This is a genomic window from Amycolatopsis sp. NPDC059657 (genome assembly GCF_042734395.1).
Taxonomy (GTDB): Bacteria; Actinomycetota; Actinomycetes; order Mycobacteriales; family Pseudonocardiaceae; genus Amycolatopsis.
On the sequence record NZ_JBHWEB010000027.1, the window covers coordinates 27,414 to 51,016 of the forward strand.

Annotated in this window: 25 protein-coding genes and 1 pseudogene; 6 read left to right on the forward strand and 20 right to left on the reverse strand. The window is 66.9% G+C overall.

Annotated features, from left to right (window positions below):
- The first annotated feature begins 63 nt into the window (after positions 1 to 63).
- On the forward strand, positions 64 to 270 hold the full coding sequence (locus ACFV15_RS17205) for a hypothetical protein (RefSeq protein WP_378351435.1): 207 nt from the start codon (positions 64 to 66) through the stop codon (positions 268 to 270).
- Positions 271 to 279: 9 nt separating this feature from the next.
- Here the strand turns inward: ACFV15_RS17205 and ACFV15_RS17210 are convergent, their stop codons facing one another.
- The 9 genes and pseudogenes from ACFV15_RS17210 to ACFV15_RS17250 all read right to left on the reverse strand — a co-directional run bounded on the left by ACFV15_RS17210 (position 280) and on the right by ACFV15_RS17250 (position 7,059).
- On the reverse strand, positions 280 to 1,653 hold the full coding sequence (locus ACFV15_RS17210; RefSeq protein WP_378351436.1) for a hypothetical protein: 1,374 nt from the start codon (positions 1,651 to 1,653) through the stop codon (positions 280 to 282).
- Positions 1,654 to 1,656: 3 nt separating this feature from the next.
- The gene (locus tag ACFV15_RS17215; RefSeq protein WP_378351437.1) at positions 1,657 to 2,211 is read right to left on the reverse strand and encodes a DUF3558 family protein; all 555 of its coding nucleotides are present in this window, start codon (positions 2,209 to 2,211) and stop codon (positions 1,657 to 1,659) included.
- The gene (locus tag ACFV15_RS17220; protein WP_378351438.1) at positions 2,208 to 2,699 is read right to left on the reverse strand and encodes a hypothetical protein; all 492 of its coding nucleotides are present in this window, start codon (positions 2,697 to 2,699) and stop codon (positions 2,208 to 2,210) included. Before ACFV15_RS17220 ends, ACFV15_RS17215 begins: the two co-directional genes overlap by 4 nt.
- 75 nt (positions 2,700 to 2,774) lie before the next feature.
- Complete coding sequence (locus ACFV15_RS17225) at positions 2,775 to 3,521, reverse strand: ESX secretion-associated protein EspG (RefSeq protein ID WP_378351439.1); 747 nt, start codon at positions 3,519 to 3,521, stop codon at positions 2,775 to 2,777.
- 130 nt (positions 3,522 to 3,651) lie between these two features.
- Positions 3,652 to 4,467 (reverse strand): LLM class flavin-dependent oxidoreductase, encoded by an 816-nt coding sequence (locus ACFV15_RS17230; RefSeq protein WP_378351440.1) that lies wholly within the window; start codon positions 4,465 to 4,467, stop codon positions 3,652 to 3,654.
- Between the two features lie 10 nt (positions 4,468 to 4,477).
- On the reverse strand, positions 4,478 to 4,981 hold the full coding sequence (locus ACFV15_RS17235) for a LytR C-terminal domain-containing protein (RefSeq protein WP_378351493.1): 504 nt from the start codon (positions 4,979 to 4,981) through the stop codon (positions 4,478 to 4,480).
- A 120-nt stretch (positions 4,982 to 5,101) separates the two neighbouring features.
- A pseudogene (locus tag ACFV15_RS17240) lies at positions 5,102 to 5,590 on the reverse strand (LCP family protein); the annotation flags it as partial.
- Positions 5,591 to 5,920: 330 nt separating this feature from the next.
- Positions 5,921 to 6,643 (reverse strand): SDR family NAD(P)-dependent oxidoreductase, encoded by a 723-nt coding sequence (locus ACFV15_RS17245; RefSeq protein WP_378351441.1) that lies wholly within the window; start codon positions 6,641 to 6,643, stop codon positions 5,921 to 5,923.
- Complete coding sequence (locus tag ACFV15_RS17250) at positions 6,640 to 7,059, reverse strand: VOC family protein (RefSeq protein WP_378351442.1); 420 nt, start codon at positions 7,057 to 7,059, stop codon at positions 6,640 to 6,642. Before ACFV15_RS17250 ends, ACFV15_RS17245 begins: the two co-directional genes overlap by 4 nt.
- Before the next feature lie 44 nt (positions 7,060 to 7,103).
- Here ACFV15_RS17250 and ACFV15_RS17255 point away from each other — a divergent pair, with 44 nt between their 5' ends.
- The gene (locus ACFV15_RS17255; RefSeq protein WP_378351443.1) at positions 7,104 to 7,778 is read left to right on the forward strand and encodes a GntR family transcriptional regulator; all 675 of its coding nucleotides are present in this window, start codon (positions 7,104 to 7,106) and stop codon (positions 7,776 to 7,778) included.
- On the opposite strand, the gene ACFV15_RS17260 is transcribed toward ACFV15_RS17255, so the two are convergent.
- The 4 genes from ACFV15_RS17260 to ACFV15_RS17275 form a co-directional block, all read right to left on the reverse strand.
- Positions 7,772 to 8,347, reverse strand: a complete 576-nt coding sequence (locus ACFV15_RS17260; protein ID WP_378351444.1) for a hypothetical protein — start codon at positions 8,345 to 8,347, stop codon at positions 7,772 to 7,774. The two genes, ACFV15_RS17255 and ACFV15_RS17260, sit on opposite strands and share 7 nt — an antisense overlap.
- Before the next feature lie 114 nt (positions 8,348 to 8,461).
- The gene (locus ACFV15_RS17265; RefSeq protein WP_378351445.1) at positions 8,462 to 10,114 is read right to left on the reverse strand and encodes an alpha/beta hydrolase; all 1,653 of its coding nucleotides are present in this window, start codon (positions 10,112 to 10,114) and stop codon (positions 8,462 to 8,464) included.
- Entirely contained in the window at positions 10,114 to 10,434 is a 321-nt protein-coding gene (locus ACFV15_RS17270; protein ID WP_378351446.1) for a hypothetical protein, read from the reverse strand. Before ACFV15_RS17270 ends, ACFV15_RS17265 begins: the two co-directional genes overlap by 1 nt.
- A 219-nt stretch (positions 10,435 to 10,653) precedes the next feature.
- Positions 10,654 to 12,003, reverse strand: coding sequence for an OFA family MFS transporter (locus tag ACFV15_RS17275; protein ID WP_378351447.1), 1,350 nt, complete (start codon positions 12,001 to 12,003; stop codon positions 10,654 to 10,656).
- A 101-nt stretch (positions 12,004 to 12,104) separates the two neighbouring features.
- Here ACFV15_RS17275 and fdhD point away from each other — a divergent pair, with 101 nt between their 5' ends.
- Positions 12,105 to 12,932 carry a formate dehydrogenase accessory sulfurtransferase FdhD gene (gene fdhD, locus ACFV15_RS17280; protein ID WP_378351448.1) on the forward strand — a complete coding sequence of 276 codons (828 nt, stop codon included), beginning with the start codon at positions 12,105 to 12,107 and terminating at the stop codon, positions 12,930 to 12,932.
- 130 nt (positions 12,933 to 13,062) lie between these two features.
- On the opposite strand, the gene ACFV15_RS17285 is transcribed toward fdhD, so the two are convergent.
- Entirely contained in the window at positions 13,063 to 14,502 is a 1,440-nt protein-coding gene (locus ACFV15_RS17285) for a carotenoid oxygenase family protein (RefSeq protein ID WP_378351449.1), read from the reverse strand.
- A gap of 70 nt (positions 14,503 to 14,572) precedes the next feature.
- Here ACFV15_RS17285 and ACFV15_RS17290 point away from each other — a divergent pair, with 70 nt between their 5' ends.
- Both ACFV15_RS17290 and ACFV15_RS17295 read left to right on the forward strand, forming a co-directional pair.
- Positions 14,573 to 15,271, forward strand: coding sequence for a TetR/AcrR family transcriptional regulator (locus ACFV15_RS17290; RefSeq protein ID WP_378351450.1), 699 nt, complete (start codon positions 14,573 to 14,575; stop codon positions 15,269 to 15,271).
- Between the two features lie 76 nt (positions 15,272 to 15,347).
- Positions 15,348 to 16,283, forward strand: a complete 936-nt coding sequence (locus ACFV15_RS17295; protein WP_378351451.1) for an alpha/beta hydrolase — start codon at positions 15,348 to 15,350, stop codon at positions 16,281 to 16,283.
- Here ACFV15_RS17295 and ACFV15_RS17300 read toward each other — a convergent pair.
- The 6 genes from ACFV15_RS17300 to ACFV15_RS17325 all read right to left on the reverse strand — a co-directional run bounded on the left by ACFV15_RS17300 (position 16,280) and on the right by ACFV15_RS17325 (position 21,603).
- On the reverse strand, positions 16,280 to 16,627 hold the full coding sequence (locus ACFV15_RS17300; protein ID WP_378351452.1) for a hypothetical protein: 348 nt from the start codon (positions 16,625 to 16,627) through the stop codon (positions 16,280 to 16,282). The two genes, ACFV15_RS17295 and ACFV15_RS17300, sit on opposite strands and share 4 nt — an antisense overlap.
- A complete protein-coding gene (clpX, locus tag ACFV15_RS17305; RefSeq protein ID WP_378351453.1) occupies positions 16,627 to 17,922 on the reverse strand; it encodes an ATP-dependent Clp protease ATP-binding subunit ClpX in 1,296 nt (431 codons plus the stop codon). The genes ACFV15_RS17300 and clpX overlap by 1 nt, the downstream gene beginning before the upstream one ends.
- A 212-nt stretch (positions 17,923 to 18,134) precedes the next feature.
- A complete protein-coding gene (locus ACFV15_RS17310) occupies positions 18,135 to 18,761 on the reverse strand; it encodes an ATP-dependent Clp protease proteolytic subunit (protein ID WP_378351454.1) in 627 nt (208 codons plus the stop codon).
- A gap of 28 nt (positions 18,762 to 18,789) precedes the next feature.
- On the reverse strand, positions 18,790 to 19,398 hold the full coding sequence (locus ACFV15_RS17315; RefSeq protein WP_378351455.1) for a ClpP family protease: 609 nt from the start codon (positions 19,396 to 19,398) through the stop codon (positions 18,790 to 18,792).
- A gap of 138 nt (positions 19,399 to 19,536) precedes the next feature.
- On the reverse strand, positions 19,537 to 20,916 hold the full coding sequence (tig, locus tag ACFV15_RS17320; protein ID WP_378351456.1) for a trigger factor: 1,380 nt from the start codon (positions 20,914 to 20,916) through the stop codon (positions 19,537 to 19,539).
- A 117-nt stretch (positions 20,917 to 21,033) separates the two neighbouring features.
- Positions 21,034 to 21,603 carry a TetR family transcriptional regulator gene (locus ACFV15_RS17325; protein ID WP_378351457.1) on the reverse strand — a complete coding sequence of 190 codons (570 nt, stop codon included), beginning with the start codon at positions 21,601 to 21,603 and terminating at the stop codon, positions 21,034 to 21,036.
- 151 nt (positions 21,604 to 21,754) lie between these two features.
- Here ACFV15_RS17325 and ACFV15_RS17330 point away from each other — a divergent pair.
- Positions 21,755 to 23,603: fatty acid desaturase (locus ACFV15_RS17330; RefSeq protein WP_378351458.1), on the forward strand; the 1,849-nt coding region annotated here is incomplete at its 3' end.

The following is a 23,603-nucleotide window of genomic DNA, read 5'->3' on the forward strand; positions in this document are numbered from 1 at the left end:
CGCGTGCGAAACCGAGCTACAGTGAATGGAGTAGGCCACTAGCCGTTCACGGGGGGAGTGCACATGTTGAGCCGCAGGACGATGGTCAGCGCCTGGATGCGGTTGTCGCGGTCGAGCGTGATCGCCTACTCGGTGTACCCCACGCAGAACGAAGTCGAGATCACCGTCGACGAAGGCGAATTCGACCTCGTGATGACCGGCGAGGCGCTCGAGCACTGCATCGAACGCCTCACCTGCGCCCTCGCCGAACTCAGGGCGGCCCAGCGCTGAACGTGTGAGTCAGCCGATCACCGGCGGCACGACCTTCACGCCATCCGGCCCGATGGAGATGTTCGCGTCAAAGGTCTCGTCTGGGTCCTCACCCTGCACGTACTTCGACTTACGCTCTTCGTCTTCTTCCCTCTTGCCCTTGCCGGCACCCGCCCCAGCGGCCCCTGGCGCGCCCGCCTTGCCTGCCGCGGTCGTACCCCGCGTCAGCCGCTCATTGGCGGCCTTCGCGCCCCGCTCGGCGCCACTGCCCTTGCCCTCGCCCAGCTTTTCCTGCGCGGCCTTCGCATCGGTCCCGAGCAGGCGACCGGCCGCGCTCCCCCGCCCGGCCCCAGCCCGGCCCTTGCGTTCGATATCGCCACCGGCGCCGCCGAGCTGACCTCCGCCGAGCCCCATCGGTCCCAGCCCGGGACCGGCATTCGGCACCTTGGGCAGCACCGGATTGGGCTGCCCGGTCCCCGGTGGCGTGTTACCAGGCCCGAACAACCCCGAGCCAGTGCTCCGTCCACCACCCGGCTCACCAGCAGGCCCTGGCTGCACTCCAGGTCCGGTCCCCGGCCCACTCCCCGGTCCCCCAGGCGTCCCACCGCTCGGCCCAGGCCCGAACCCGGAAACCTTGGTCCCTTCGTCATGCCCGCCAACAGAACCCTGCCCACCAAGCGTCGGCGCGGGCGCGTACGCTGGCATGGTCCGCCCGGTCTCGTAAAGCCCGCCGTTCATGCCGGTGACAACCTGCGCGGCCTTCTCGTGCGCCTCCTGCGCACGCTGCTGCTGCGCGGCAATGTCGTCCATCATCTTGACCCCGGCCTGGATATCGGCCGGATTAGGGCTCACCAGCTTGACGGCGGCCTTGTCCATCGCCCCCTTCTGATCAAAGGGGACAACAGGCGGCATTTCCCGCCGCGCGTGATCCACGGCAGCCGACTGCTGCGAGTACCGATTGCCGGCCAGCGCCGTCGCTTCACTGGTGTGATTCAGCCAATTTCCGGACTGCTGAAGGAAAGCAGCGACGCGCGCGCCCGACTCCCCCTGCCAGTCGGACTCCTCGGCACTCGCGGCCTGGCTGGCTGCCTGCGAACTCTCAGCCAGCACATTCGCGAAGTTCGTGATCTTCTCGCCGTGAATGTCGATCTCGACGGCGTTGCCGGACTGGACCATGTCGAAGAGAGCCTGATGGTCGTAACCCATGGCGTCGACGTCCGATGGCGCCAGGCCCTGGCGGAACTCCTGGCCTTGCTGGAAAGCCTCGCCCTGAGCCCTCGAGTACGCACCGGCGGCCTTCTCGGCAAAGGCCTCGGCTTGCGCGGTGAACGGAGCGTTCCCTGACGCTTGCGCGGCCTCGTAAGCCTTCTTGTAGACATCCGCCGCGTACTCGTATTTGGTCATGCCTCAGTTCCCCTTCGGCAACGATGGCTCAATCTTCTTGGCTATAGACTTGGCGAAATCACAAGCCTCGGCAGTCGTTCCAGTATTCAAAGCGCCATTGACGATCGCGCGGTTCTTCTCCCCTACTGCCATAGCGATCATGCAGTCGCCTTCAGCACGCACGCCGTCATGAATCTCGGCCGCAGGACGGCCATTAAGGTCACCGTCGAAGATTTTGCTCTGATCCAACGCGGGGAAATCCTTGATCCCGAGGCCTGAATGCAACGACAGAGACACCTCGCCGTAGCCCGACTTCTCGCTGAAGCATGAGTTGGGCCCTCCGGCCTGATCAGGCTTGCTAGGGGTGAAACCCCGACTTTCCATACCTTTGTCCAGCAGGTCGCATGCCTTCAAATCCCCGAACACCCCTTGTGTCGCGGTCGGAGATTTCGAACCACTCCCGGCACCGGGCGAAGGAGTTGGCTCCGGCGTTCCAGACGTGGTGGGCGAGCACCCTGCCAGCATGGAGCAGGCAGCAGCGAGAACCACGAGCGTGGTGCAGAATTTCAAACGGTTCATGTTCCGGGATTTATCTTTCGCAGTGCCTGATGATGCTCGGACTCGGTTTCTCGATAGTTGCTCATTGCGATATCGATGCCCTCGATCAGCGCTTCGAAGCCGGCCTTCATGTCCTCTGCGGCCGGAATCAGGGATTGCTCATCACCGTCGACCATCTTGATGACGTGCTGCTTTACTTGCTCCGCGTATGGACCGGTACCCAACGCAGGCCCGACCCTGAGGTCGCCTAGCCCGCGCCCCATATGCCGGTATCCATCGAGATAGACCTGCGCCGCTCGCTTGGCGTGCTCCCCGCCGGCCTCGTTCACGGCGAACTTCCCCTGCTTGGCGAGGCTCTTCACCTGCTCGGCGTTCGACCGGAACACCGACGCCGTAGCCGCATCCACCGGCCCCGGCTCAGCGACGATGCCCGCCAGGAACGACCCGCTGGCGTCACCAGCCGGAGTGCCTTTCTCGGCTCTCGACTGGGTGTCGAAACCATCAGGCATGTCCGCTCAACCTCCCCTTACCCATGACACTCAGCGCAACCCGCCGATCACAGTACCGGCCACCGCCGCATACTGTCAGCGATTGCGCAGATCGCGTGCGTAAGCGATCTGGTCATGCAGCCATCTTCGCAGGTGGGAGCCATCCGAGGGAATGAACGTGCGACGCTTGCCACCGTCGGGCAGCGCGGTTGAAAACTGAACGAAACGGCCGCCGTCCGTGTCGAAGAACTGGGCCGTTTCGAGCCAGCCGAGCCTGCCGTCGCGGCCGCGCACCGAGAGCTCGAAGGTGCCGAAACGCAGCAGTGGCCACGAGAAGAAGTCGGTCAGGCCGACTTCGCGACGTCGTGCGGGGGCGGCTACCGGGACCGGCGCCGGGGTGTCGACCACCGACAGCTCGCGGAGTGGGACGGGGGCCAGCGCGGGGAGGCAGGAGACGATCGCGCCGACGAGACGGTCGGACTTGAGCACCTCGAAGATGATCGTGTCGCCGTCCAGCGAGGACAGCACGCCGAGGCCGTCGGCCATCACCGCGCGGTACAGCACGTCCTCGGGCTGGTGTTCGGTCTGGCGGGCCCGGACCACGATCAGGGCTTCGGGGCGGGTCCATGCGGTGAGCGCGTTCTCGACGTCGGCGTCGAGGCGGTCGCCGGCCGCCAGGCCGCGTTCGCGCAGGCCGGCCCAGAGGCGGCCGAGGTAGTCCGCGCGCTCGGCGAAGGTGGTGCCGACGTGCGGCAAGTCGAAGGGCTGCCAAGAGCGGGGCAGTTTGAGTTCCTCGGCCAAAGCCTCGATCGCCCCGAGCTCGAGCGAGAAAGAATCCGGCACGTGCACCCTCCCTGTCCGTAACCGGGCGCTCACACTACACGGCCGCCATTGGCTGCCGGTATTTCACGGTGGAAGCGGCCAGGGTGACCGCCGCGGTGTGGTGACCTGGCCGTCACCACACCGCACTCGCTCAGGTGCCGCGCAGTTCGGCGACCACGGGCGCGAAATCGACCATATCGGCCATATTGAGCGTCCAGTAGGAGAAACCGAGGGTTTCGCGGCGGCGCCGGAGAATGTCGGCGGCGTCGAGCGGGACCGCGGAGACGGATCCCTTGAGTTCGCCGAAATCGGCGCCGAAGATCTGCTTCAGCCAGGGTTTCGGCTCGTCGCCGACCATCAGGAGGTTTCCGGCGAGCTCGACGTCACGATCGCCCGCACGTTCGCGGAAGGTGTCCACGAGGGGCCGCGCCGCCGCCTCAGTCGGCTGCGGATACCACGCGAAGGACACGATGTCGGCCTCGCGCGCGGCCAGGTCCAGGATCTTCGGGCCGCCGCCGGTGAGCAGGATCGGCGCGCGATCTTCGCGCTTTTTCAGGTAGGCCAGCGTTTCCTCGAGTTCGCGGAGCCGGTCGCCGCCGCTGCCGAACTCGCGGCCGAGGCCGGCCGCCACCTGGTCGGCGCCGGGACGCCCGGTGCCGAGGCCCAGCTGGAACCGGCCGCCGGTCAGGGTATGCAGCGAGTGTGTCTGCCAGTCCAGCTGTTTCTTGTCGCGAAACGCGCCGACGGCGACGAAAGTGCCGAGACGCAACGTGGTCGTCACGGCCGCGGCCGCGGAAAGGGCGGTGAACGGGTCCAGGCCGTTGAAGGGATCTGGGGCCAGCAGCGTGTCATAGCCGAGCGATTCGGCTTGGCGGGCCAAATCCGTGAATGAGGCGAGATCGGGGACTGAGGAGGCGACGACGCCGAAACGGAACGGCTTGGTTGTCATGCTTTCGATCATGCCCATCTGTACGGAGTCAGTCCACGCAGTTGTCGCCGTCCGGGCTGATCGGCGGCGGACCGCCCGGAGCGCCACCTCCATCGGACACGCCAGGTCCCGAATAGACCTGCCCGAGCACGACCTCGACATGCCCGGCCGGGACGGCCGACGAGACCTGTGTGGCCAGGCCGCCGAGCTGCCGGGCGATCTCCGCGCCGGCCGCCGCGAGATCCGGCGGGAAGCGCACCAGTGAGGTCTTGCGGGCGGCCACGGTTCCGGTCGTGCCCTGTGCGAATCCCTTGCCGGTCAGCAACGACGACACGCGAGCGGCGAGCCCTTCCTTCGGCGAGGCGTTCGAGACGTCGACGGTCACCTGCGGGACGGCGGGCGCCGCACCGATCAGCTCGGCCGCGAAAGCCTTGACCTGCGCCGGATCCACCTGGACCGCGGTCGCCGTCGGCTTGCTCGGGTTGTAGCGGTAGTCGACGTTCACCACCGGCACGGTGTCGAACTGGATGCCGCCGCCGGAGATCCCGTTCATCTGCCGCACGAAGTCCAGCAGGTCCCAGGATCCGTCCAGCACCACCGACCTCTTGACGGCGCCGATGAGATCCGAAAGCCGCGCGGGATTGGCCAAAGTGCCCTGCGACAACACGCTGCGCGCCAACGCGGCCAGGAACACCTGCTGCCTGCGCACCCGATCCAGGTCGGTGCGGGGCAGGCCGTCGCGCTGGCGGACGAAGGCCAGCGCCTCGGCGCCCGAGATCGTCTGCGGCCCGGCCGGGAAGTCCGCGCCCGAGTTCTCGTCCTTCGTCGCCTTCTTGAGGCAGACGTCGACGCCGCCGACGGCCTTGCTGATCTCGTAGAAGCTCAGCAGGTTGACCTCGGCGTAGTGGTCGATCTTGACCCCGGTCAGGTCCTCGACCACCTGCCGCGTCGCGCGCCTGCCCGCGGTCAGCGAGTCCTTGTAGATCTTGGTCTTGTCGGTTTCGCCCGCTTTCCTGAGCCGCCCGGCCTCGGCCAGTTTGGCGAGCCCGAACGCTGAGTTGATCTTGCCTTTGCCCAGGTCGCCGGGAAGCTGCACATAGGAGTCGCGCGGAATCGAGAACGCGCGGACGTCCTTCTTGCCATTCGGGATCCGCAGCACCATCAACGTGTCGGTGAGGTCATCGCCGTTCGCGCCGACGCGCAGTTCCCGCAGCACCTCGGCGGGCAGCGGGTTGCCCTGCTGATCGTCCCGCGCGTCGCGGCCGACCAGCAGGATGTCGAGCGAACCGTCCGCGGGCTGCTCACCGGGCTTGGCGCCCTCGATGACGTCGTCGCGCTCCACGCCGTCCAGCGAACTCAGCGTCGTGTAGCCGTAGGCCGTGGCGCCGAACACGGCACTGGCCACGCACGCGACGACGACCTTCCCCAGTATGTGCACGCCCACTAGACGCCGCGGCGCGCGCTCTTGCTGCACGCGTGGCCTGGATCACAGCTAGTGCAGGTAGGACGCGCCGTTCAGATCGAGGACCGCACCCGACGCCCAGTCCGACGACGCCAGGTAGACCACGGCGGCCGCGACCTCCTCGGCGGTGCCGACCCGGCCGAACGGGCTCTGCGCGCGCAACTCGTCGTCCACCCGGTCGGCGACCCGCGAAGTCAGGGTGAACCCGGGTGCCACCGTCGCCACCGCGATGCCGTGCGGCGCGAGCGAAACCGCCAGCGACTGGCCCAGCGAATGCAGTGCGGCCTTGCTCGCGCCGTACGCCGGATGGTCGGGTTCGCCCCGAAACGCCCCGCGTGAGCCGATGTTGACGATCCGTCCCGGCGCGCCGCGCGCGATCAGGTTCCGCGCGACGCTGTACGTCAGGTTGGCGGTGCCGAACACGTTCACGCCGAAGGTCTCCTGAAATGACCGCTGCCAGTCGGCATAGGACACATCGGGCACGGCGTGCGCGTTTTCCGGCCCGGTGGCGATGGCCGCGTTGTTCACGAGCACGTCGACGCCGCCGAGCGCTTCCTCAGCGAAGTCAGCGATCCGTTGCGCGGCACCAGGATCCGACAGATCACCCTGGACGAGCGCGTGGCCGTCACCGGAAACGGGTTCCGGCTTGTTCGAGGCGTAGTGCAGGACGACGCGATCGCCGAGCGCCGCGAAGGCTTCGGCCACCGCGCGCCCGATGCCACTCGAAGCGCCGGTGACCAGCACGCCCCTCATTTGGCGAACAACTGCGACTCGTCGCGGAAAGCCTTGAACTCCAAGGCGTTCCCGGCGGGATCGTGCAGGAACATCGTCCACTGCTCGCCCGGTTCACCCGCGAACCGCCGGTACGGCTCGATCACGAACGGGATGTCCGCCCCACGCAGCCGGTCGGCGAGCACATGGAAGGCGTCGACGCTGAGGATCAGCCCGAAATGCGGCACCGGCACCTCGTGCCCGTCGACCGGATTCCGGCCCGCCTCGGGGCGCGCGCCGGGCACGACGTGGGTGACCAGCTGGTGACCGTGGAAGTCCCAGTCGACCCACTGGGCGGACGAGCGGCCCTCCTCGAGCCCGAGCACTTCGCCGTAGAAGGCACGCGAGGCGGCCAGGTCGTCGACGGGGATGGCGAGATGGAAACCAGGTCGTGTCATGAGTCCAGGTTGATCGAGCGATGTTCGAATGTCAACATTAGGACATGAGCGCTCCCCAGGTACGCAAAGCCGTCCGCAGAGGCCTCGCCCACGAGGCGGCGGACAAGGTGCGCGACGCGATCTTCGCGGGCGAGTTCCCGCCGGGCTCACCACTCAAGGAGGTCGACCTGGCCGCCTCTCTCGACGTCAGCCGCGGCTCGGTGCGCGAAGGCCTGGCGATCCTCGCGCAGGAAGGCCTCATCCGCTCGGAATGGCATCGCGGCACGACGGTCATCGAGCTGACCACGGCCGACATCGACGAGGTCTACTCGGTCCGCGCAGCGCTCGACAGCCTCGCCGCCCGCACCGCCCAGAAGCGCGCCGACCCCGAGGCACTGGCCGAGCTGGACCGCTGGGTCGACGCGATGGCCGCCGAACTCGGCTCCGGCAACGGCCCCCGCCTGCTCGCCTTGGACATCGCCTTCCACGACGCGATCTACGCGGCCGCGGCCAACGGCAGGCTCACGGCCGCCTGGGAAGCGATCCGCTCGCAGGTCCACCTGTTCCAGCTCAGCCGCATCTCACTCGGCACCGAGCACTACCGCGCCCGAGTCGTCGGCGAGCATCGGGAACTCGCGGCGCTGATCCGCGAGGGCGACCCCGAGGTACTGAGCCAGGTCGCGGAGGAACACGTGCACTCGGCACGGCGCACGCTGCTGGAGAAACTCGCGGATCAGTAAGTGTTCTCGTCCGTCCAGTCGGTCTGGTCGAAATCCTCGATATCGTCGACCGGCTTGCGCCGGGGACGCCGTGCCTGCGCGGGCTTCGGCGACGGCGTGACAGGAGGTATCGCCGGCGGCTGGGCCACCATGTCTTCGGTGTCGCCGCCGCTCTGCGCTTGAGACTCGGGTGTGCCGTTCCGCCAGACGCAGGGTGACCCCGCCAGCAGGAATATTCCACCAGCCGGGTTGGCTTTGAGCGTCATCTGGAAGCTGTCGGCGTTGTTCTCGACCCACAAAAATTCATTGCGAGGGGTCTCATCAAGAACACGGAAGTTGTTGGCTAGCCACCACGAGCGCAGGCTGTCGAAGTACGACGGTATCGCCTTTTGCTGCAACCCGAGGACTTTGTAGCTGCGGCTGGCTATGACACGGTTCTTCGGCCCGTGATCGGTTGGATCAGAACACGACCCTTCCTGTTCCTGGTAATGCAGCTCTAATTTGGCCTCGGGCGGAAGAACCTTGACCGCGCGAGCGATGTAGCCGTCGACCCGTTGGTTGGCTTCGGCGATGGTGATGGTGGGTTGCATGTCCCCTCCGTTGCTTCCACACGAGACGACTGAGACCGAGAGTGCGGCTAGCAGCGTCGCGCCGACAAATTTGGCTAACGCTGTCGGTCCTTTAGGCACGTTGTGTCTCCGACGTCAGTTCGTTGGTTGTCCGGCAATGATCCGCCCCATGTTGCCCAGTGACTTCGAGTTCGGGTTCCAGTATTCGCTGTGCGCCTCTGTGCTCAAGCCGCCCCGATATGCAGGGCCAGCGGTCCCGGGATCTGATGAGAAGATCTGGCCACCGAATTTCGCGGTGGCCGGGTCAGGCCCCAGCGCGATGTCGAGGCCCTCGTCGCCGACTTCGAGGTTGGTCACCTTGATGATGTCGTGCTCGGCGACCGTCGAGTGAACATGCTGCCCGACCTGCGCCTGATCGACGCCGCGAAGGTGCAGGGCACTGGCACTATCCACACCGACTCCGGGGCTGCCGACGAACGCCAGCTCGTCGGCGTTGAGCCCGCCGCCTTCGCGGGCGGCGTGACCGATGACGGTGCTGCCGTAGCTGTGCCCGAGCACGGTGTTGTGTGACGGCGTGTCACCTTGGTGACTTGCTCGCAAGCCGTCTTGGAAGCTGCTCAGCGCGCCCTTGCCGTTTTCCGCATAGCTTTCGCTGCCCGCGTTGGGCAGCTCGTTCGGAGCGTCGTACCCCATCCAGGTCACCACAGCGGTAGACGGCGAACCGGCCTCGCCAGCCGCTGCGACCATCCGGTCGGAGCGGTTTACATCGTCGCCGATTGTCGCGAGCCCCGAGCCAGTGCCCGGTACGTGGGTGGCGACATTCTTAGCGGTGTCAGGGTTACCGGAAGACACGATCGCCTTCCCGTCCCCGGTGGTGTCAAGCCCGATCAGGAATGCCTGCTGTTGGCCTGGGACGGGGTGGTTGAGCCGGATTTCGATGTTGTGCAGCCCGTTGAGCTTGGCGGTGACCTCGTCAAGCTTGACCTTGTTTCCGTAACCCGGTGCGGCACGGGACAACTCGGTCCGTTCGACTTCGAGCTTGCCTATCTCGCGCTGCAGCACGGCCCTATTGGCCGAATCCCGGTCCACGACCGGGATGCCGTCGAGGTTACGGACCAAGTCCGGGTTGTCACGGAGAATCGTGGCCTTCGCCGTGTCGGACAGGCTCGCCCACCATGCCTTGTTGTCGCCCGGTGTGCCGCCCTCGGGCGGGCCGATGATCGACAGGCCACTTTGCCTTGTCCCGGCGTCGGCGGCTTGGGCGAGGCTGGTCGCGTCCTGCTCGGTGATTTCGCCGCGCATGGCCTTGGTGAGGATCGCCGCGAAATCGGCGTCGACGTCGGTGGCGCGCCGCAGGATCTGCTCGACCCGGTCGACGAGTTCCACTTTGACCCGCGCCTGCTGCGCCACCACATCCGGCGATGGAGGCGGGCCGTCCGTCGGTGGCCGCACGACCGCGCCGTCGCCACCGATGTGCCATCCGTTGCGCCAGGCGAACTCGTCGGTCTGCAGCACGAACTCCGCGATCCGCTCAACCGCGAGTTGCACCTCGTGTGCCGCCCGGCGTACCGCGGAAGCTTCCGCGACCCGCTGTTCCAGGCCTGAGATCAATGAGCGTCCACGCTGCCCGGCGGCCACGGCCGCGTCGCCCATCCAGCCCTCGCGCACGATCGCTGCCTCGATATCGTCGTTGGTCGCGATCAAGGCCTGACATTGCCGGTTGAGTCCGTCGGCGACTCCGCCGATCGCGACTGCGTTCCACTGCCGCACATCACCCCAGGTCACCATCAGACCGGCCTCGCGCCGCCGCGCGCGACCACCTCATGCAGGTCTGCCCGTGCGTCCGCCTCATTGGTCCGGTAATGCCGGGCCGCGGCTCGGAGCTGATTCGCGTAGTCGCCCATGTTGGTCACCCAGGTCGGCAACTCACGAGCCCAGACTTCGCGGAGCATCCGCGCGGCCTCGACGGAACTGCCGCCAGGTAAGCCCTGCGGCACCCCGGTCAGCGTGCCGCCCAGGTCGATCGGGCGGACACCGTCCGCCGCTCGCGTCGCCGCACCCGACGCCCGCTCGATGGCATCGATGACGACCTTGTATCCACCGCTCACAACGCCCTCCCTCCGTGACCATCCGACCACAGATCGACGCGCGAAGGGAGGGAACCGTGCCCATAACGGGCGAATTCGAGTAGAACTACCCAAGCGTGGGATTCACGAATCTCTACCCGAAAAGCTGGACTACCTTGCGGATGAGTTCGTAGACGCCGTAGGCGAAGGGCAGGGCGACCCAAAGCCACACGAACACCATCAATCCCGTGCGGTTCTTCGTCATCGGGCTTCACTCCCCACTCGCTCCGGCTCGTGGAACTTGGCGTTGACCGGCCGGACCAGTTCGTTGGCGAGGAAGCCGACGACCAGTAGCGCGATCATGATGAAGAACGAGGTCGTGTAGAGGTCGGGGCCGACCTTGCCCGCGCGCTTCTGGCTGTCGGCGATGGCGTTGACGATGAGCGGGCCGAGTACGCCCGCCACCGACCACGCGGTGAGGAGCCTGCCGTGGATGGCGCCGACCTGGTAGGTGCCGAACAGGTCCTTCAGGTAGGCCGGGATGGTCGCGAAACCGCCGCCGTAGAAGGACAGGATCACCATCGCGCAGAGGATGAACACCGGCTTGGACGTGTTGGTGGTCAACGCGATCGTCAGGTAGAGGAGCGCGCCGACGCCGAGGTACACGCGGTAGATGTTCTTGCGGCCGATGAGGTCCGATGTGGACGACCAGACGAACCTGCCGAGCATGTTGCACAGCGAGAGCAATGCGACGAAGCCGGCCGCGGAGGCCGCGAGTACCGGGGTGGAGGTCTGCTTGAAGAAGTCGGTGATCATCGGCGACGCCTTCTCCAGGATGCCGATGCCCGCCGTGACGTTGAAGCACAGGATCACCCACAGGCACCAGAACTGCGGGGTCTTGATCGCGTTGGCCGCCGAGACGTTGCCCTTGGAGATGAGGACGTGGCCGTGGTCGGTCTTGGGGACCCAGCCGTCGGGTTTCCAGTCGTCGGCCGGCACGCGGACGAGCAGGATGCCGAGCGTCATGAACACCGCGTAGACCAGGCCGTGCACGAGGAACGCGGTGGCGATCGTGCCGGTGGTCCAAGGCGCCGCGCCGAGCATCTGGTTGGACCAGGGTGAGGCGATGAGCGCGCCGCCGCCGAAGCCCATGATCGCGATGCCGGTGGCCATGCCGGGGCGGTCGGGGAACCACTTGATCAGCGTCGAGACCGGTGAGATGTAGCCGATGCCGAGTCCGATGCCGCCGAGTCCGCCGTAGCCGAGCACGACCAGCCAGTACTGTGAGGTCGCGACGCCGAGGGCGGAGACCAGGAAGCCGCTGCAAAAGCAGACCATCGAGACGAACATCGCCCAGCGTGGGCCGTTGCGCTCGACGAAGGTGCCGCCGAAGGCCGCCGACAGGCCGAGCATGACGATGCCCAGCTGGAAGGGCAGCGCGCTCTGGGTGCCGGACAGTGAGAGCGTTTTCTCCAGCGGTGGTTTGAACACGCTCCAGGCATAGGCCTGCCCGATGGACAGGTGGACCGACAGCGCCGCCGGTGGCACGAGCCAGCGGCTCCAGCCGGGTGGTGCGACGATGCGGGAACGATCCAGGAAGCCGAGGGCCATACGACGCCTCCAGTGGTGAGGATGATCGAGCAGGAATGTAATACGCATTCCCCGCTGTTGCACCAGTCAGGTGTAGAAGGTCAGCACGAAAGGGCGAGTAAGTGGGCAGAGTGACGGTGCGCCGGCCAGTGCGGATGCTCTCCGCGAACGGGGAACGGCGGCGCCCGGACTCGCTGGCCGCGGAGGAACCGATGGAAATCCGGGTCGGCGGGAAGCCGCTCGCGGTGACCATGCGGACCCCCGGCAGCGACATCGAGCTCGCGCACGGCTTCCTGCTGACCGAGGGCGTCATCGGGTCTCGCGAGGACATCGCGACGGCACGGTACTGCGACGGCGTCGACGATCAGGGGCGCAACACCTACAACGTGCTCGACGTGGCGCTGGCCGATGGCGTGCCGCCGCCGGACACGGGCGTCGAGCGGAACTTCTACACGACTTCCTCGTGCGGCGTGTGCGGGAAAGCCGCGCTGGACGCCGTGAAACTCAAGACGCGCTTCGATCCGGCCTCGTCGGGTTTCGCGGTGACGACCGAAGTGCTGGCCGGGCTGCCGGATGCCTTGCGGGCACAGCAGAAAGTCTTCGCGCAGACGGGCGGGTTGCACGCGGCGGCGTTGTTCGCCGCGGACGGTTCGCTGCTCGTGGTGCGTGAGGATGTCGGGCGCCACAACGCGGTCGACAAGGTCATCGGCTGGGCGTTGCTGGAAAATCGGGTACCGCTCGAGGAAACCGGGCTGCTGGTGTCGAGCCGCGCGTCGTTCGAACTCGTGCAAAAGGCCGCCATGGCGGGAATCCCGTTGCTCGCGGCCGTCTCGGCGCCGTCATCGCTGGCCGTGGAATTGGCTGAGGACAACGGAATGACGCTCATCGGCTTCCTGCGCGGCGACAGCATGAACCTCTACACCGGCGACGCCCGCGTCCTGACGACCTAGCCGAACTGTCGGTGCCCCGCGTTACCGTTGTTTTGGGGGGGTCCCCAAGGGGCCCCATGGGGGACGAAGGTCCCCTGGATCAACGTTACCGCGGGGCACCGACAGTTTTCGGAGCGTGAATGGCCGGGAGTTATTCCGTCGGGGCCCAGTTGCCGTGGAAGCCCTCGGGGACTCGGTCGGGCAGGTGGATGGCGCCGACCAGCTCGAGTGAGGCGGCGTCGAGGAGGGTCAGGTCGCTGCGCTGGGAGGCCGGGTCGTAGACGAAGCCCATCAGGACGCCTTCGTCCTCGCCGGCGTCAGGGCTGGACGGGACGAAGACGAACTCGCCCGGTTCGCGGCCCTTGCCAAAGGTGCGGACCTCGGAGGTCACGCGCTCGAGGTCGTGCTTGAACAGTGCCGGGCCGCGTGACGGGCACTGGCCGACCGAGTAGCCGAAGTGGTGGCGCGAGCCGACGAGGCGCTCGTCGACGCGGGGGAATTCCTGGCCGCGGTCGTCGAGGCGTTCTTCGATGACCTTGCCCGCCGCGAGGTCGACGGTCCAGCGGTCGAGGGTGGGCGGGCCCTCGTTGGGGCCGGTGTGGTCGCGGTCGAACATCTTCGGGTGGCGGATGACGTCGAGGACGATCTTGTCGCCGTCGTCGTAGGCGTTCATCGGGTGGAAGACGTAGCAGGGCTCGACGTCGAACCAGCGGACGTCCGCGGCCGAGCCTTCACGCGGCATGACGCCGATGCGGGCCGGGTAGGACTGGTTCCAGCTGTACGGGAAGCGGCCGTTCGAGCCGAGTGAGTCGCCGAGCATCGCGGTGACCGGGTCCGGCACGCGGACCTTGCCGATGACGGCCGAGACCATCAGCTTGGCCGGGGTGCGCAGGAACTTCGGCACGGTCGCCTCGACACCCTGAGCGGCGTCGAACACCACCGGCAGGTCGTAGAACACGACGTGGTTCTCGGTCAGCGAGAAGTCGTGCATCATCGGCGAGCCGGTGACCTCGATGTCGACCGTGCGGCGGGCGCGGCCATTCGTATTGATCACCGAGTACTGGACGCTGTTGCCGCGACCGAAGAAGTACGAGACGGCGTGCAGCTCACCGGTCTTGGGGTCGCGCTTCGGGTGGGCGGTGTAGCCGCCGGGCAGCGTGCCGTCGAAGTCGCACGGGCCGACCGTGTCGAGCTCGTCGGTCAGCTCGTAGTTGGCGACGCCACCCTCGACCAGCGCGAGCGTCTTGCCCGCGTGGGAGATGACATTGGTGTTCGCGCCGAGCGACTCCATGCCGGCGCGGTGCTCGCGGCCGTGCGGGGTCTCGCCCAGCGCCTCGGCGATCTTCGGGTTGCGGACCCAGCGGTTGCGGTACCACTGCGCCTTGCCGTCGCGCAGGCGCACGCCGTGGACCATGCCGTCGCCCATGAACCAGTTGTACGTGGCCGGGTCGACCTCGGACAGCGGGTTGGGCCCGTTCCGCAGATAGCGCCCGTCGAGGTACTCCGGGATCGAGCCGGTCACGGCCAGCTCGGTGATCGTGTGCTCCTTGGCAACCGGCGCGTAGTTGCCCTCAAGGTACTTGTTCCCCATGACATGCTCCCCTACCTGGCATAACTCAGTTATGCTCCAGGTATAACAGAGTTATGCGATACTGGCAAACGTGACAGCCGATGACATCCGAAGCCGACTGGTCGAAGCCGCCGTGCATTTGCTGGCCGAGGGCGGGCCCGAGGCACTGCAGGCGCGCAAGGTGGCCGCCGAGATCGGCGCGTCGACCATGGCCGTCTACACCCATTTCGGCGGGATGGGCGAGCTCATCGAGGAGGTGGCACGCGAGGGCTTCCGGCGCCTGCGCGACAACCTCGGCCGGATTCCGCCCGGCGACGACCCGGTAGCCGACATCTTCATCAAAGCCTATGCGTACCGACACACTGCCGTAGAACATCCGCAGCTGTACGCGGTCACCTTCGGGCTGTCCGCACCGGGTGGCAAGCGGGCCGCGATCAAGGGTGTCGCCGACCTGACAGACGCCAATTCAGAAGAAGGACGCGAGGCTCTCTCTCACATCGTGGATGCCTCTTCGCGCGCCATCGAGGCGGGAAGGTTCCGCCAGGCGGAGCCACTGGAGGTGGCTTCACAACTCTGGAGCGGCGTGCACGGCTACGTGACCCTCGAGATCGCCGGCCATTTCGGCGAGGACAACGAGGGCGTAAATCAAGTACTCCTACCCCTTGGTGTGACTCTCGCGGTAGGACTGGGTGACACTCCGGAGTCGGCCGCGCGGTCGCAGAGGGTGGCGGTGGACACTTGGCGCAAGGCGAACGGAAACACCGGAGGCCAATCTGACGATGTGAGGTGAAAGGTCGGTCACAGAGGCAACGCGGGGGCGGGTGTCATGCGTCTGACCTGGTGAGGGATCTTGGAGAGGGGACCAGGTGGACACGGGGGACGACAAGGGCGGCAAGCGCGCTTCGGCGCGCCGCTGGATCAGCCGCCGCTCGGTGCTGATCGCGGGTGCTTCGGGACTCGCTGTAACCGGTATCGCCGCCGGTTCGGCGACCGGGAGACTGCCGTTCAGCCCGGCGTTGCAGCGTGCGGCCGGCGTGACTTCGCCGACGCCGACGGCCCAGCCGGGCGTCGTCCGCATCGAGCGGGTGTTCTCGGCCGCGCGTAACCGCGAGATCGAGTTGCTGACCATGCTGCCGTCGAAGTCACCGGCTCCCGGCTTGCCCATGTCGCTGATGCTGCACGGCCTGCGCGGCAACGCGCGCCACGCCTCCCCCACCGGCCTGCTCAAGCAGCTCAGCAGCGATGTCTCCCGCCGCGCGGTACCCGCGTTCGGCTTCGTCGCGGTCGACGGCGGCGACAACTACTGGCACGAGGCCCACCCCGGCGACAACCCGATGGCGATGCTGCTGGAGGAGGTGCCCCGCTGGCTGGCCGAACGCGGCCTCGGCGGCACCGACGGCCAGCCGTTCGCCTGCGCGGGCCTGTCGATGGGCGGCTTCGGGGCCATGCTCTACGCGAGGCGCCGCGTCGAACGCCGTGACCCGCCTGCCGCCGTAGCGGCGCTGGCGCCGGCGCTGATGACGTCCTGGGCCGAGATGAACAAGCGCAAGGCGTTCCGCGACGCCGCGGACTGGGCGTCGATGGACCCGCTGAAGAACATCGCGGCGCTGAAGGACATCCCGACGGCGATCTACTGCGGCACCGAGGACGACTTCATCGGTGGCGTGCGCAAGTACATCTCCGAAGCTCACCCCGCCGTGGCGCACACGGCGCGGGGCAAGCACGGAGACGGTTTCAATCGGACTGTGGTGCCCAGCCTGGTCGGTTTCCTCGGGAAGCACGTTCCCAAGACCGACGCCTAGGTAGTGGCGATTTCGAGCCACCTGGCGGCTACTGACATCAGCCAGAAGCCGACCAGGGTGCCCGCCATGAACAACGAGGTCCAGACGAGCAGGCCGCGGTCGTCCTCGGCCTTCGCCCGCATGCGGCTGAGCGCATACCAGGCGAAGGCGAGGAACGGCAGCGGCATCAAGGGCAGCGCCGAGAACCGTACGACGACCGCGACCAGGCAGGTCACGGCGAGCACGATGAGCACGATCGTCAGTACCCGGTGCAGCTTGGGATAACGGTGGTACGTCGCCGTGACGACGCGCTGCGAGAGCTCCGTGATGCCCGGAACCTCTTCTGACAAGTTCTGCTGGACCACTATGCCGACTTCTCGCCACGCTCACTGCGGGTCCGGCGGGACGGCTGCCGCGACACGATGGTCGGGTTGACGTTCTCCCGGACGGTCTGCTCGGTGATCACGACCTTGGCCACGTCATCCCGGCTGGGGATGTCGTACATGACCGGCTGCAGCACCTCTTCGAGGATCGCGCGCAGGCCACGGGCGCCGGTGCCGCGGAGCACGGCCTGGTCGGCGATGGCCTCGAGCGCGGTCTTGGTGAACTCCAGCTCGACGTTGTCCATCTCGAACAGCTTCTTGTACTGCTTGACCAGCGCGTTGCGCGGTTCGGTCAAGATCGACACAAGGGAAGCCTTGTCGAGGTGGGTCACGCTGGCCACGACCGGGAGGCGACCGATGAACTCGGGGATGAGCCCGAACTTGATCAGGTCCTCCGGCATGGTGTCCGAGAAGACGTCGCTCTCGTCGATCTCGGCCTTGGTGCGGATCTCCGCGCCGAAGCCGAGGCCGCGCTTGCCGACGCGCTCGTTGATGATCTTCTCGAGGCCCGCGAACGCACCCGCCACGATGAACAGCACGTTCGTCGTGTCGATCTGGATGAACTCCTGGTGCGGGTGCTTGCGGCCGCCCTGCGGCGGTACCGAAGCGGTGGTGCCCTCGAGGATCTTCAGCAGTGCCTGCTGCACGCCCTCACCGGACACATCGCGCGTGATCGACGGGTTCTCGCTCTTGCGGGCGATCTTGTCGACCTCGTCGATGTAGATGATGCCGGTCTCGGCGCGCTTGACGTCGTAGTCGGCCGCCTGGATCAGCTTGAGGAGGATGTTCTCGACATCCTCACCGACATACCCGGCCTCGGTGAGCGCCGTGGCGTCCGCGATCGCGAAGGGGACATTGAGCAATTTCGCGAGGGTCTGCGCCAGGTATGTCTTGCCACATCCGGTCGGTCCGAGCATCAGGATGTTCGACTTGGCCAGCTCGACGGGCTCCTCCTTGGAGTCCTTCGGGCCCGCCTTGTCGTCGGCCTGAATACGCTTGTAGTGGTTGTAGACCGCTACCGCGAGGGTCCGCTTGGCGTCATCCTGACCGATGATGTACTGCTCGAGGAACTCGTGGATGTCGGCGGGTTTGGGCAGCTCGTCGAGCTTGACCTCACCGGCCTCGGCCAGTTCTTCCTCGATGATCTCGTTGCAGAGATCGATGCACTCATCGCAGATGTACACGCCGGGCCCGGCGATGAGCTTCTTCACCTGCTTCTGGCTCTTCCCGCAGAAAGAACACTTCAGTAGGTCTCCGCCGTCACCGATCCGTGCCATGGCCGTTGACCTTGTCCCCTCCGGTGCCCAGCACCTGATCTCTGCTCGCCCCGGTCATGGATTTCCTGACAGGGTACTCACGCGCTGCCACTGACGGTACCCGTCCGGCGCGCCTGACGGGAGCACCAACAAGGTTCCTACCGTGCCCGAAAGACCCTAGACCGAAACGCCGGTGCGTGTCTTCTCCCGACACGCACCGGCTCCGTGGTCGATTAGTTGGCAGAAGCTTTGCGATACGGAAGCACCTCGTCGATGATCCCGTATTCCTTGGCCTCCGCGGCCGTGAGGATCTTGTCGCGTTCGACGTCCGCACGGACCTGCTCCGGGTCCCGCTTGGTGTGCTTCGCCAGGGTGGTCTCCATCAGGCGGCGCACGCGCTGGATCTCGTTGGCCTGGATCTCCAGGTCCGAAACCTGCCCGTAGGTGCCCTCGGTGGCCGGCTGGTGGATGAGCACCCGCGCGTTCGGCAGTGCGAGGCGCTTGCCAGGGGTTCCGGCCGCCAGCAGCACGGCGGCGGCCGAAGCGGCCTGGCCGAGCGCGACGGTCTGGATGTCCGGGCGGACGAACTGCATGGTGTCGTAGATCGCCATCAGCGAGGTGAACGAACCACCGGGCGAGTTGATGTAGATGGTGATGTCGCGGTCCGGGTCCTCGTGCTCGAGGTGCAGGAGCTGGGCCATCACGTCGTTGGCCGACGCGTCGTCCACCTGCACGCCGAGGAAGATGACGCGCTCCTCGTACAGCTTGTTGTACGGGTTGGATTCCTTGATCCCGTAGCTGGTGCGCTCGACGTACGAGGGCAGGATGTACCGGGACTGCGGAAGCTCGAAGCTGCTCATGTTTTTCTCCTGTAAGCCTTCGCGTCCGTCAGTTACCTGCAGCAGGGTTTGTCAGGTCGCGGGTCAGGACGTGGTCCACGAACCCGTAGTCCTTCGCCTCCTGGGCGGTGAACCAGCGGTCGCGGTCGCCGTCCTTGACGATCTGCTCGACCGTCTGCCCGGTCTGCTCCGCGGTGATCTTCGCGAGCTCCTGCTTCCACTTGCCGAACACCTCGGCCTGGATCGCGATGTCCGACGCGGTACCGCCGACACCGGCCGACGGCTGGTGCATCAGGATGCGCGCGTGGGGCAGCGAGTAGCGCTTGCCGGGGGTGCCGGAAGAGAGCAAGAACTGACCCATCGAGGCCGCCAGGCCCATCGCGTAGGTGGCGACGTCCGGCTTGATGAGCTGCATCGTGTCGTAGATGGCGAAACCGGCGGTCACCGAGCCACCAGGCGAGTTGATGTAGAAGCGGATGTCCGACTCGGAGTCGTCGGCGTCGAGCAGCAGGAGCTGCGCGGTGATCCGGTTGGCGACCTCGTCGTTGACCTCGGAGCCGAGGACCACGATGCGCTCCTGGAGCAACCGCTCGAACACCGAGTCGGTCAGGTTGAGCCCGGCGGTGCTCGACCGCGCCTCGGGCATGTGCTGCGTCACGTCTGCCTGCCTTTTCGCCGCTGGCCGCCCTCAGCGAGGGCAGCCGCTTCGTTCTGGGAGATCTGAGGATCTTGCAACCGACCCTAACGAACTTGGGCGGTGCAGAATGCCTGACACCGCCCAAGTTCGCTCAGAGCTTTAGCTTTCGCTGGTAACGGCAGCCTCTTCGGTGACCTGCGCCTCACCCGAAGGGGTCTCGTCGGCGCCGAACAGCTCGTTGAGGTCCACCGACGCGCCGGAGCCGTCGATGATCGCGGCCTTGCGGACGACCGAGGCCAGCGCCTTGCCGCGGCGGACGTCGGCGAAGATCGCGGACAGCTGGCCGGACTGCTGGGCACGCTGGACGTACTCGTCCGGGCTGATGCCGAAGCGCTGCGCCTGGTAGATGATCCGCTCGGTGAGCTCGCCGTCGTTGACCGAGGTCTTCTCGTTGTCGGCGATGGTGTCCAGCAGCAGCTGCGTGCGGACGGCCTTCTCCGACTCCTCGCGGACGTCGGCGTCGAACTCCTCGACGGTCTTGCCCTCGGCCTGGAGCGCCTCCGCGAAGGCGGCCTCGTCGTGGTCGAACTGGTGGATCGCATCGTGCTTGCGGTTCTCGATCTCGCCCTCGAGGACCTTCTCCGGGATCGGGACCTCGGTGCGCTCGAGCAGCAGCTCGAGGACCTTGTCGCGAGCCTGGACGCCCTGCTGCATCTTCTTGACGCGGGACAGGCGGGTGCGCAGGTCGCCCTTGAGCTCGTCGATGGTGTCGAACTCGCTCGCCAGCTGGGCGAACTCGTCGTCGGCCTCGGGCAGCTCGCGCTGCTTCACGGTCTGCACGACGACGGTGACCTCGGCGTCCTTGCCCGCGTGCTCACCGGCGACCAGCTGGGTGGTGAAGGTCTTGGTCTCGCCCGCCGTGGCGCCGATGATGGCGTCGTCGATGCCGTCGACGAGCTGGCCGGAGCCGATCTCGTAGGACAGCCCGGTGGTCGAGGCCTCCTCGACGTCCTGGCCGTCGACGGTGGCGGAGAGGTCGATCGAGACGAAGTCGCCGTTCTCGGCGGGACGCTCGACGCCGGTCAGGGTGCCGAAGCGGGCGCGCAGCTCGTCGAGCTGCTCGTCGACCTCGGCGTCGGTCAGGTCGACGTCGTCGACGCTGATCTCGACACCGGCCAGGTCGGGCACCTCGATGTCGGGGCGCACGTCGACCTCGGCGGTGAACTCGAGCACGACCTTGTCCTCGAGCTTCGTCACGTCGAACTCGGGCTGGCCCAGCGTGCGGACCTCGCCTTCGCGCACCGCCTCCATGTACTTGGCGGGGATGACCTCGTTGACGACCTCATCGAGCACCGGGGCGCGACCGATCCGGCTTTCCAACACACGAGCTGGGGCCTTGCCGGGACGGAAACCCGGGATCCGGACCTGCTGGGCGATCTTGCGGTAGGCGCGCTCGAAGTTCTCTGCGAGCTCGTCGAACGGCACCTCGACATTGATCTTCACTCGCGTCGGGCTGACCTGCTCGACGGTGCTCTTCAACGTATTCTCCTCGAGCCGAGATGGTGTGGTTGAACATTCCTGCTTGGATGTCCCCTGGTCACGTATGGACCGGGCCGTCCGAGTCTAGGCCAGCGGGTCCGCGGCACTTTTGACGGGTCACGCCCGCAGCATGCGGCCGATCACCCAGCGCATTTGCTCGGTGGCGTGCGGGATGGACATCGCGGGCTGCACCAGGTGACTCAGCAGCAGCCGGACGAACGCCTCTACCGCCATGGCCCACTCCGCGTCGCTGAGTTCCACCTCGGGGTAGAGCCGGACGAGCACGGGCGCGACGGCGCCGACACTGCGCGCGAGCACCGGGTCGGACTGGGTGGTCAGCAGCGGGAGCAGATCGTCGCCACCGCCTTGGCCGCCGGCGAGCACCGATTTCAGCAACGGATTGTCGCGAGCCGCTTCCAGTGTGTATTGGAATGCGGCAGTGACACCTTCGACGGGGTCGCCGGGATAGCCGGAAAGGGTTTGCGCGACCCCGGCCGCGAATCCGTCGGTTTCCCGGAGCATGAGAGCTTCGGCGAGTTCCGGTTTCGATCCCAGTTCTTTATAAACGGTCTGCCTGCTGACGCCGACGCGCGCGGCGACCTTGCCCATGGTGACGCTGGCCCAGCCATCCGCGCAGGTCAGCTCGGCCGCGGCGGTGAGCAGTCGCTCACGCAGCAGCGTCCGCACTGTTTTCGTGAATCGGGGACCTGGCTCCACAACTCGAAGTTTACATTGTGATCAAGTTTGTTGGTGAAGTTTACAACTGTGGGGCCATTGTCTACGGTGGCAAAACTTGCCGCGTTGTAGTCGGGACTGACAACCCCTGGAGTCCGCTTCGATGGCCATCGTGAATGTCCCCCGCGCTAATCGGGGGACTGGGGAATCACTGGCTCGGGGGGTGCCGAACCCCCGAATTCCGCTGCCCTCTGTCGCAGGCCCGACGGTGCTGCTCTTCGCGGGCGCGCTGCTGGTCTGGGCGGGCGCGACCTGGCTGGTGCTCGCCGACGCCGCGCCGCTGTGGGTGACGATCCCCGCGCACACGCTGGTCTCGTTCACCATGTTCACCGTGCTGCACGAGTCGGCACACCACTCCGCGGGCCGGTTCACGGTGGTGAACGAGGTGCTCGGACGGCTGTCCATGCTGTTCGTCGCGGCATACGGGTCGTTCCCGATGCTGCGGTTCATCCACATGGAACACCACCGGAACACCAATGAGGACTCCCGCACCGACCCGGACGCCTGGACCTCGCAGGGCAGCTGGTGGTCGCTGCCGTTCCGCTGGCTCACGATCGACGCCTGGTACGTCCGCTTCTACAACGCCCGCGTCACCTCCCGCCCCGCCGCCGAGCAACTGGAGACCTTCGCGGTGCTGCTGACGGCGCTGTCGGGCTTCGGCGGGCTGATCGCGACGGGCTGGGGCTGGGAACTGCTGGTGATCTACCTGATCCCGCAGCGCATCGGGCTGGCGCTGCTCGCCTGGTGGTTCGACTGGCTCCCCCACCACGGCCTCGGCGCGACCCGCAGGCAGAACCGGTTCGGCCTGGCCCGCGTGCGCGTCGGCCTGGAATGGCTGATGACCCCGCTGATGCTCTATCAGAACTATCACCTGGTGCACCATCTCCACCCGGCGATCCCGTTCTACCGTTATCTGCGCGCGTGGAACAGCAACCGCGAGGCCTACCTGGCGCACGACGTGCCGATCACGACGGCGTGGGGCCGCGACCTGTCCGCGGAGGAATACCGGCAATGGCGCAGGCTGGCCGGTTCGCTGGCCGACACCGCCGAGAAGCCGGCGGAACCGAGCTCGCTGGCGTTCTTCCCGCTGGTGGTCTCCGAGGTCCGGCAGGTGAGCGCGGACACCGTGACGGTTTCCTTCGCCGTGCCGGAGGACTTGCGCGAGGTCTTCGCAGGCAAGCCAGGTCAGCACGTGACGATCCAGGCCGTGGTCGAGGGACTGCGTGTCGAGCGCAGCTACGCGATCTGCGCCGGCCCCGGCCTGCGGGTGGCGATCAAGCACGTCGGCGGCGGCGTCTTCTCGACGTACGCCAACACCGCGTTGCGCGCGGGCGACACGCTCGAGGTCCAGCCACCGTCTGGCACCTTCGTGCTCGGCTCACCGGCCCGCCGCGCCCCGCGTTACGTCGCGGTGGCGGCGGGCATCGGCATCGCGCCGGTGCTGCCCGTGATCGCCGACGCACTGTCCACACAGGACAACTGCAGGGTGACCCTGCTGTACGTCAACCGCTCTGGCGCGTCGACGCTGTTCGCGGACGAGCTCACCGCGCTGGCACGCCGCTTCGAGGGCAGGCTGCACGTCGTGCACTACCGGACCGACGAGCGCGACCCCGATCTGCACACCACCCGCCCGGCCAGGCGGCTCGACCCGATCAGCGAGGCGCTGGCGATTTCGCATGAGCGGTACCAGCGAGGCCAGCTGGACGGGACACGCTTCCGCGCTTTGCTGCAGGGGCGGCTGCACCCGGCGAAGGTTGACGACTGGTTCCTGTGCGCGCCGCCCCGGCTGGTGGAAATGATCAGGGTTACCTTGGCGGACAACGAGGTCCCCGGCGAGGCCATGCACATCGAGTCGTTCCGCGCCCAGGGGTCGGGGGGGGGGTTGGTGATGTTTGCCGGCCACTACCACGACCACAACTTCCACCAACACCCGCCCACACAAGACGCAAAAC

What these genes read in the sequence shown, in the direction of transcription:
- ACFV15_RS17205 (WP_378351435.1), top strand. Translation starts at nt 64, where the DNA reads ATGTTGAGCCGCAGGACGATGGTCAGCGCCTGGATGCGGTTGTCGCGG.
- ACFV15_RS17210 (WP_378351436.1), bottom strand. Translation starts at nt 1,653, where the DNA reads ATGACCAAATACGAGTACGCGGCGGATGTCTACAAGAAGGCTTACGAG.
- ACFV15_RS17215 (WP_378351437.1), bottom strand. Translation starts at nt 2,211, where the DNA reads ATGAACCGTTTGAAATTCTGCACCACGCTCGTGGTTCTCGCTGCTGCC.
- ACFV15_RS17220 (WP_378351438.1), bottom strand. Translation starts at nt 2,699, where the DNA reads ATGCCTGATGGTTTCGACACCCAGTCGAGAGCCGAGAAAGGCACTCCG.
- ACFV15_RS17230 (WP_378351440.1), bottom strand. Translation starts at nt 4,467, where the DNA reads ATGGGCATGATCGAAAGCATGACAACCAAGCCGTTCCGTTTCGGCGTC.
- ACFV15_RS17235 (WP_378351493.1), bottom strand. Translation starts at nt 4,981, where the DNA reads ATGAACGGGATCTCCGGCGGCGGCATCCAGTTCGACACCGTGCCGGTG.
- ACFV15_RS17245 (WP_378351441.1), bottom strand. Translation starts at nt 6,643, where the DNA reads ATGAGGGGCGTGCTGGTCACCGGCGCTTCGAGTGGCATCGGGCGCGCG.
- ACFV15_RS17250 (WP_378351442.1), bottom strand. Translation starts at nt 7,059, where the DNA reads ATGACACGACCTGGTTTCCATCTCGCCATCCCCGTCGACGACCTGGCC.
- ACFV15_RS17255 (WP_378351443.1), top strand. Translation starts at nt 7,104, where the DNA reads ATGAGCGCTCCCCAGGTACGCAAAGCCGTCCGCAGAGGCCTCGCCCAC.
- ACFV15_RS17260 (WP_378351444.1), bottom strand. Translation starts at nt 8,347, where the DNA reads ATGCAACCCACCATCACCATCGCCGAAGCCAACCAACGGGTCGACGGC.
- ACFV15_RS17265 (WP_378351445.1), bottom strand. Translation starts at nt 10,114, where the DNA reads ATGGTGACCTGGGGTGATGTGCGGCAGTGGAACGCAGTCGCGATCGGC.
- ACFV15_RS17275 (WP_378351447.1), bottom strand. Translation starts at nt 12,003, where the DNA reads ATGGCCCTCGGCTTCCTGGATCGTTCCCGCATCGTCGCACCACCCGGC.
- ACFV15_RS17285 (WP_378351449.1), bottom strand. Translation starts at nt 14,502, where the DNA reads ATGGGGAACAAGTACCTTGAGGGCAACTACGCGCCGGTTGCCAAGGAG.
- clpX (WP_378351453.1), bottom strand. Translation starts at nt 17,922, where the DNA reads ATGGCACGGATCGGTGACGGCGGAGACCTACTGAAGTGTTCTTTCTGC.
- ACFV15_RS17310 (WP_378351454.1), bottom strand. Translation starts at nt 18,761, where the DNA reads ATGAGCAGCTTCGAGCTTCCGCAGTCCCGGTACATCCTGCCCTCGTAC.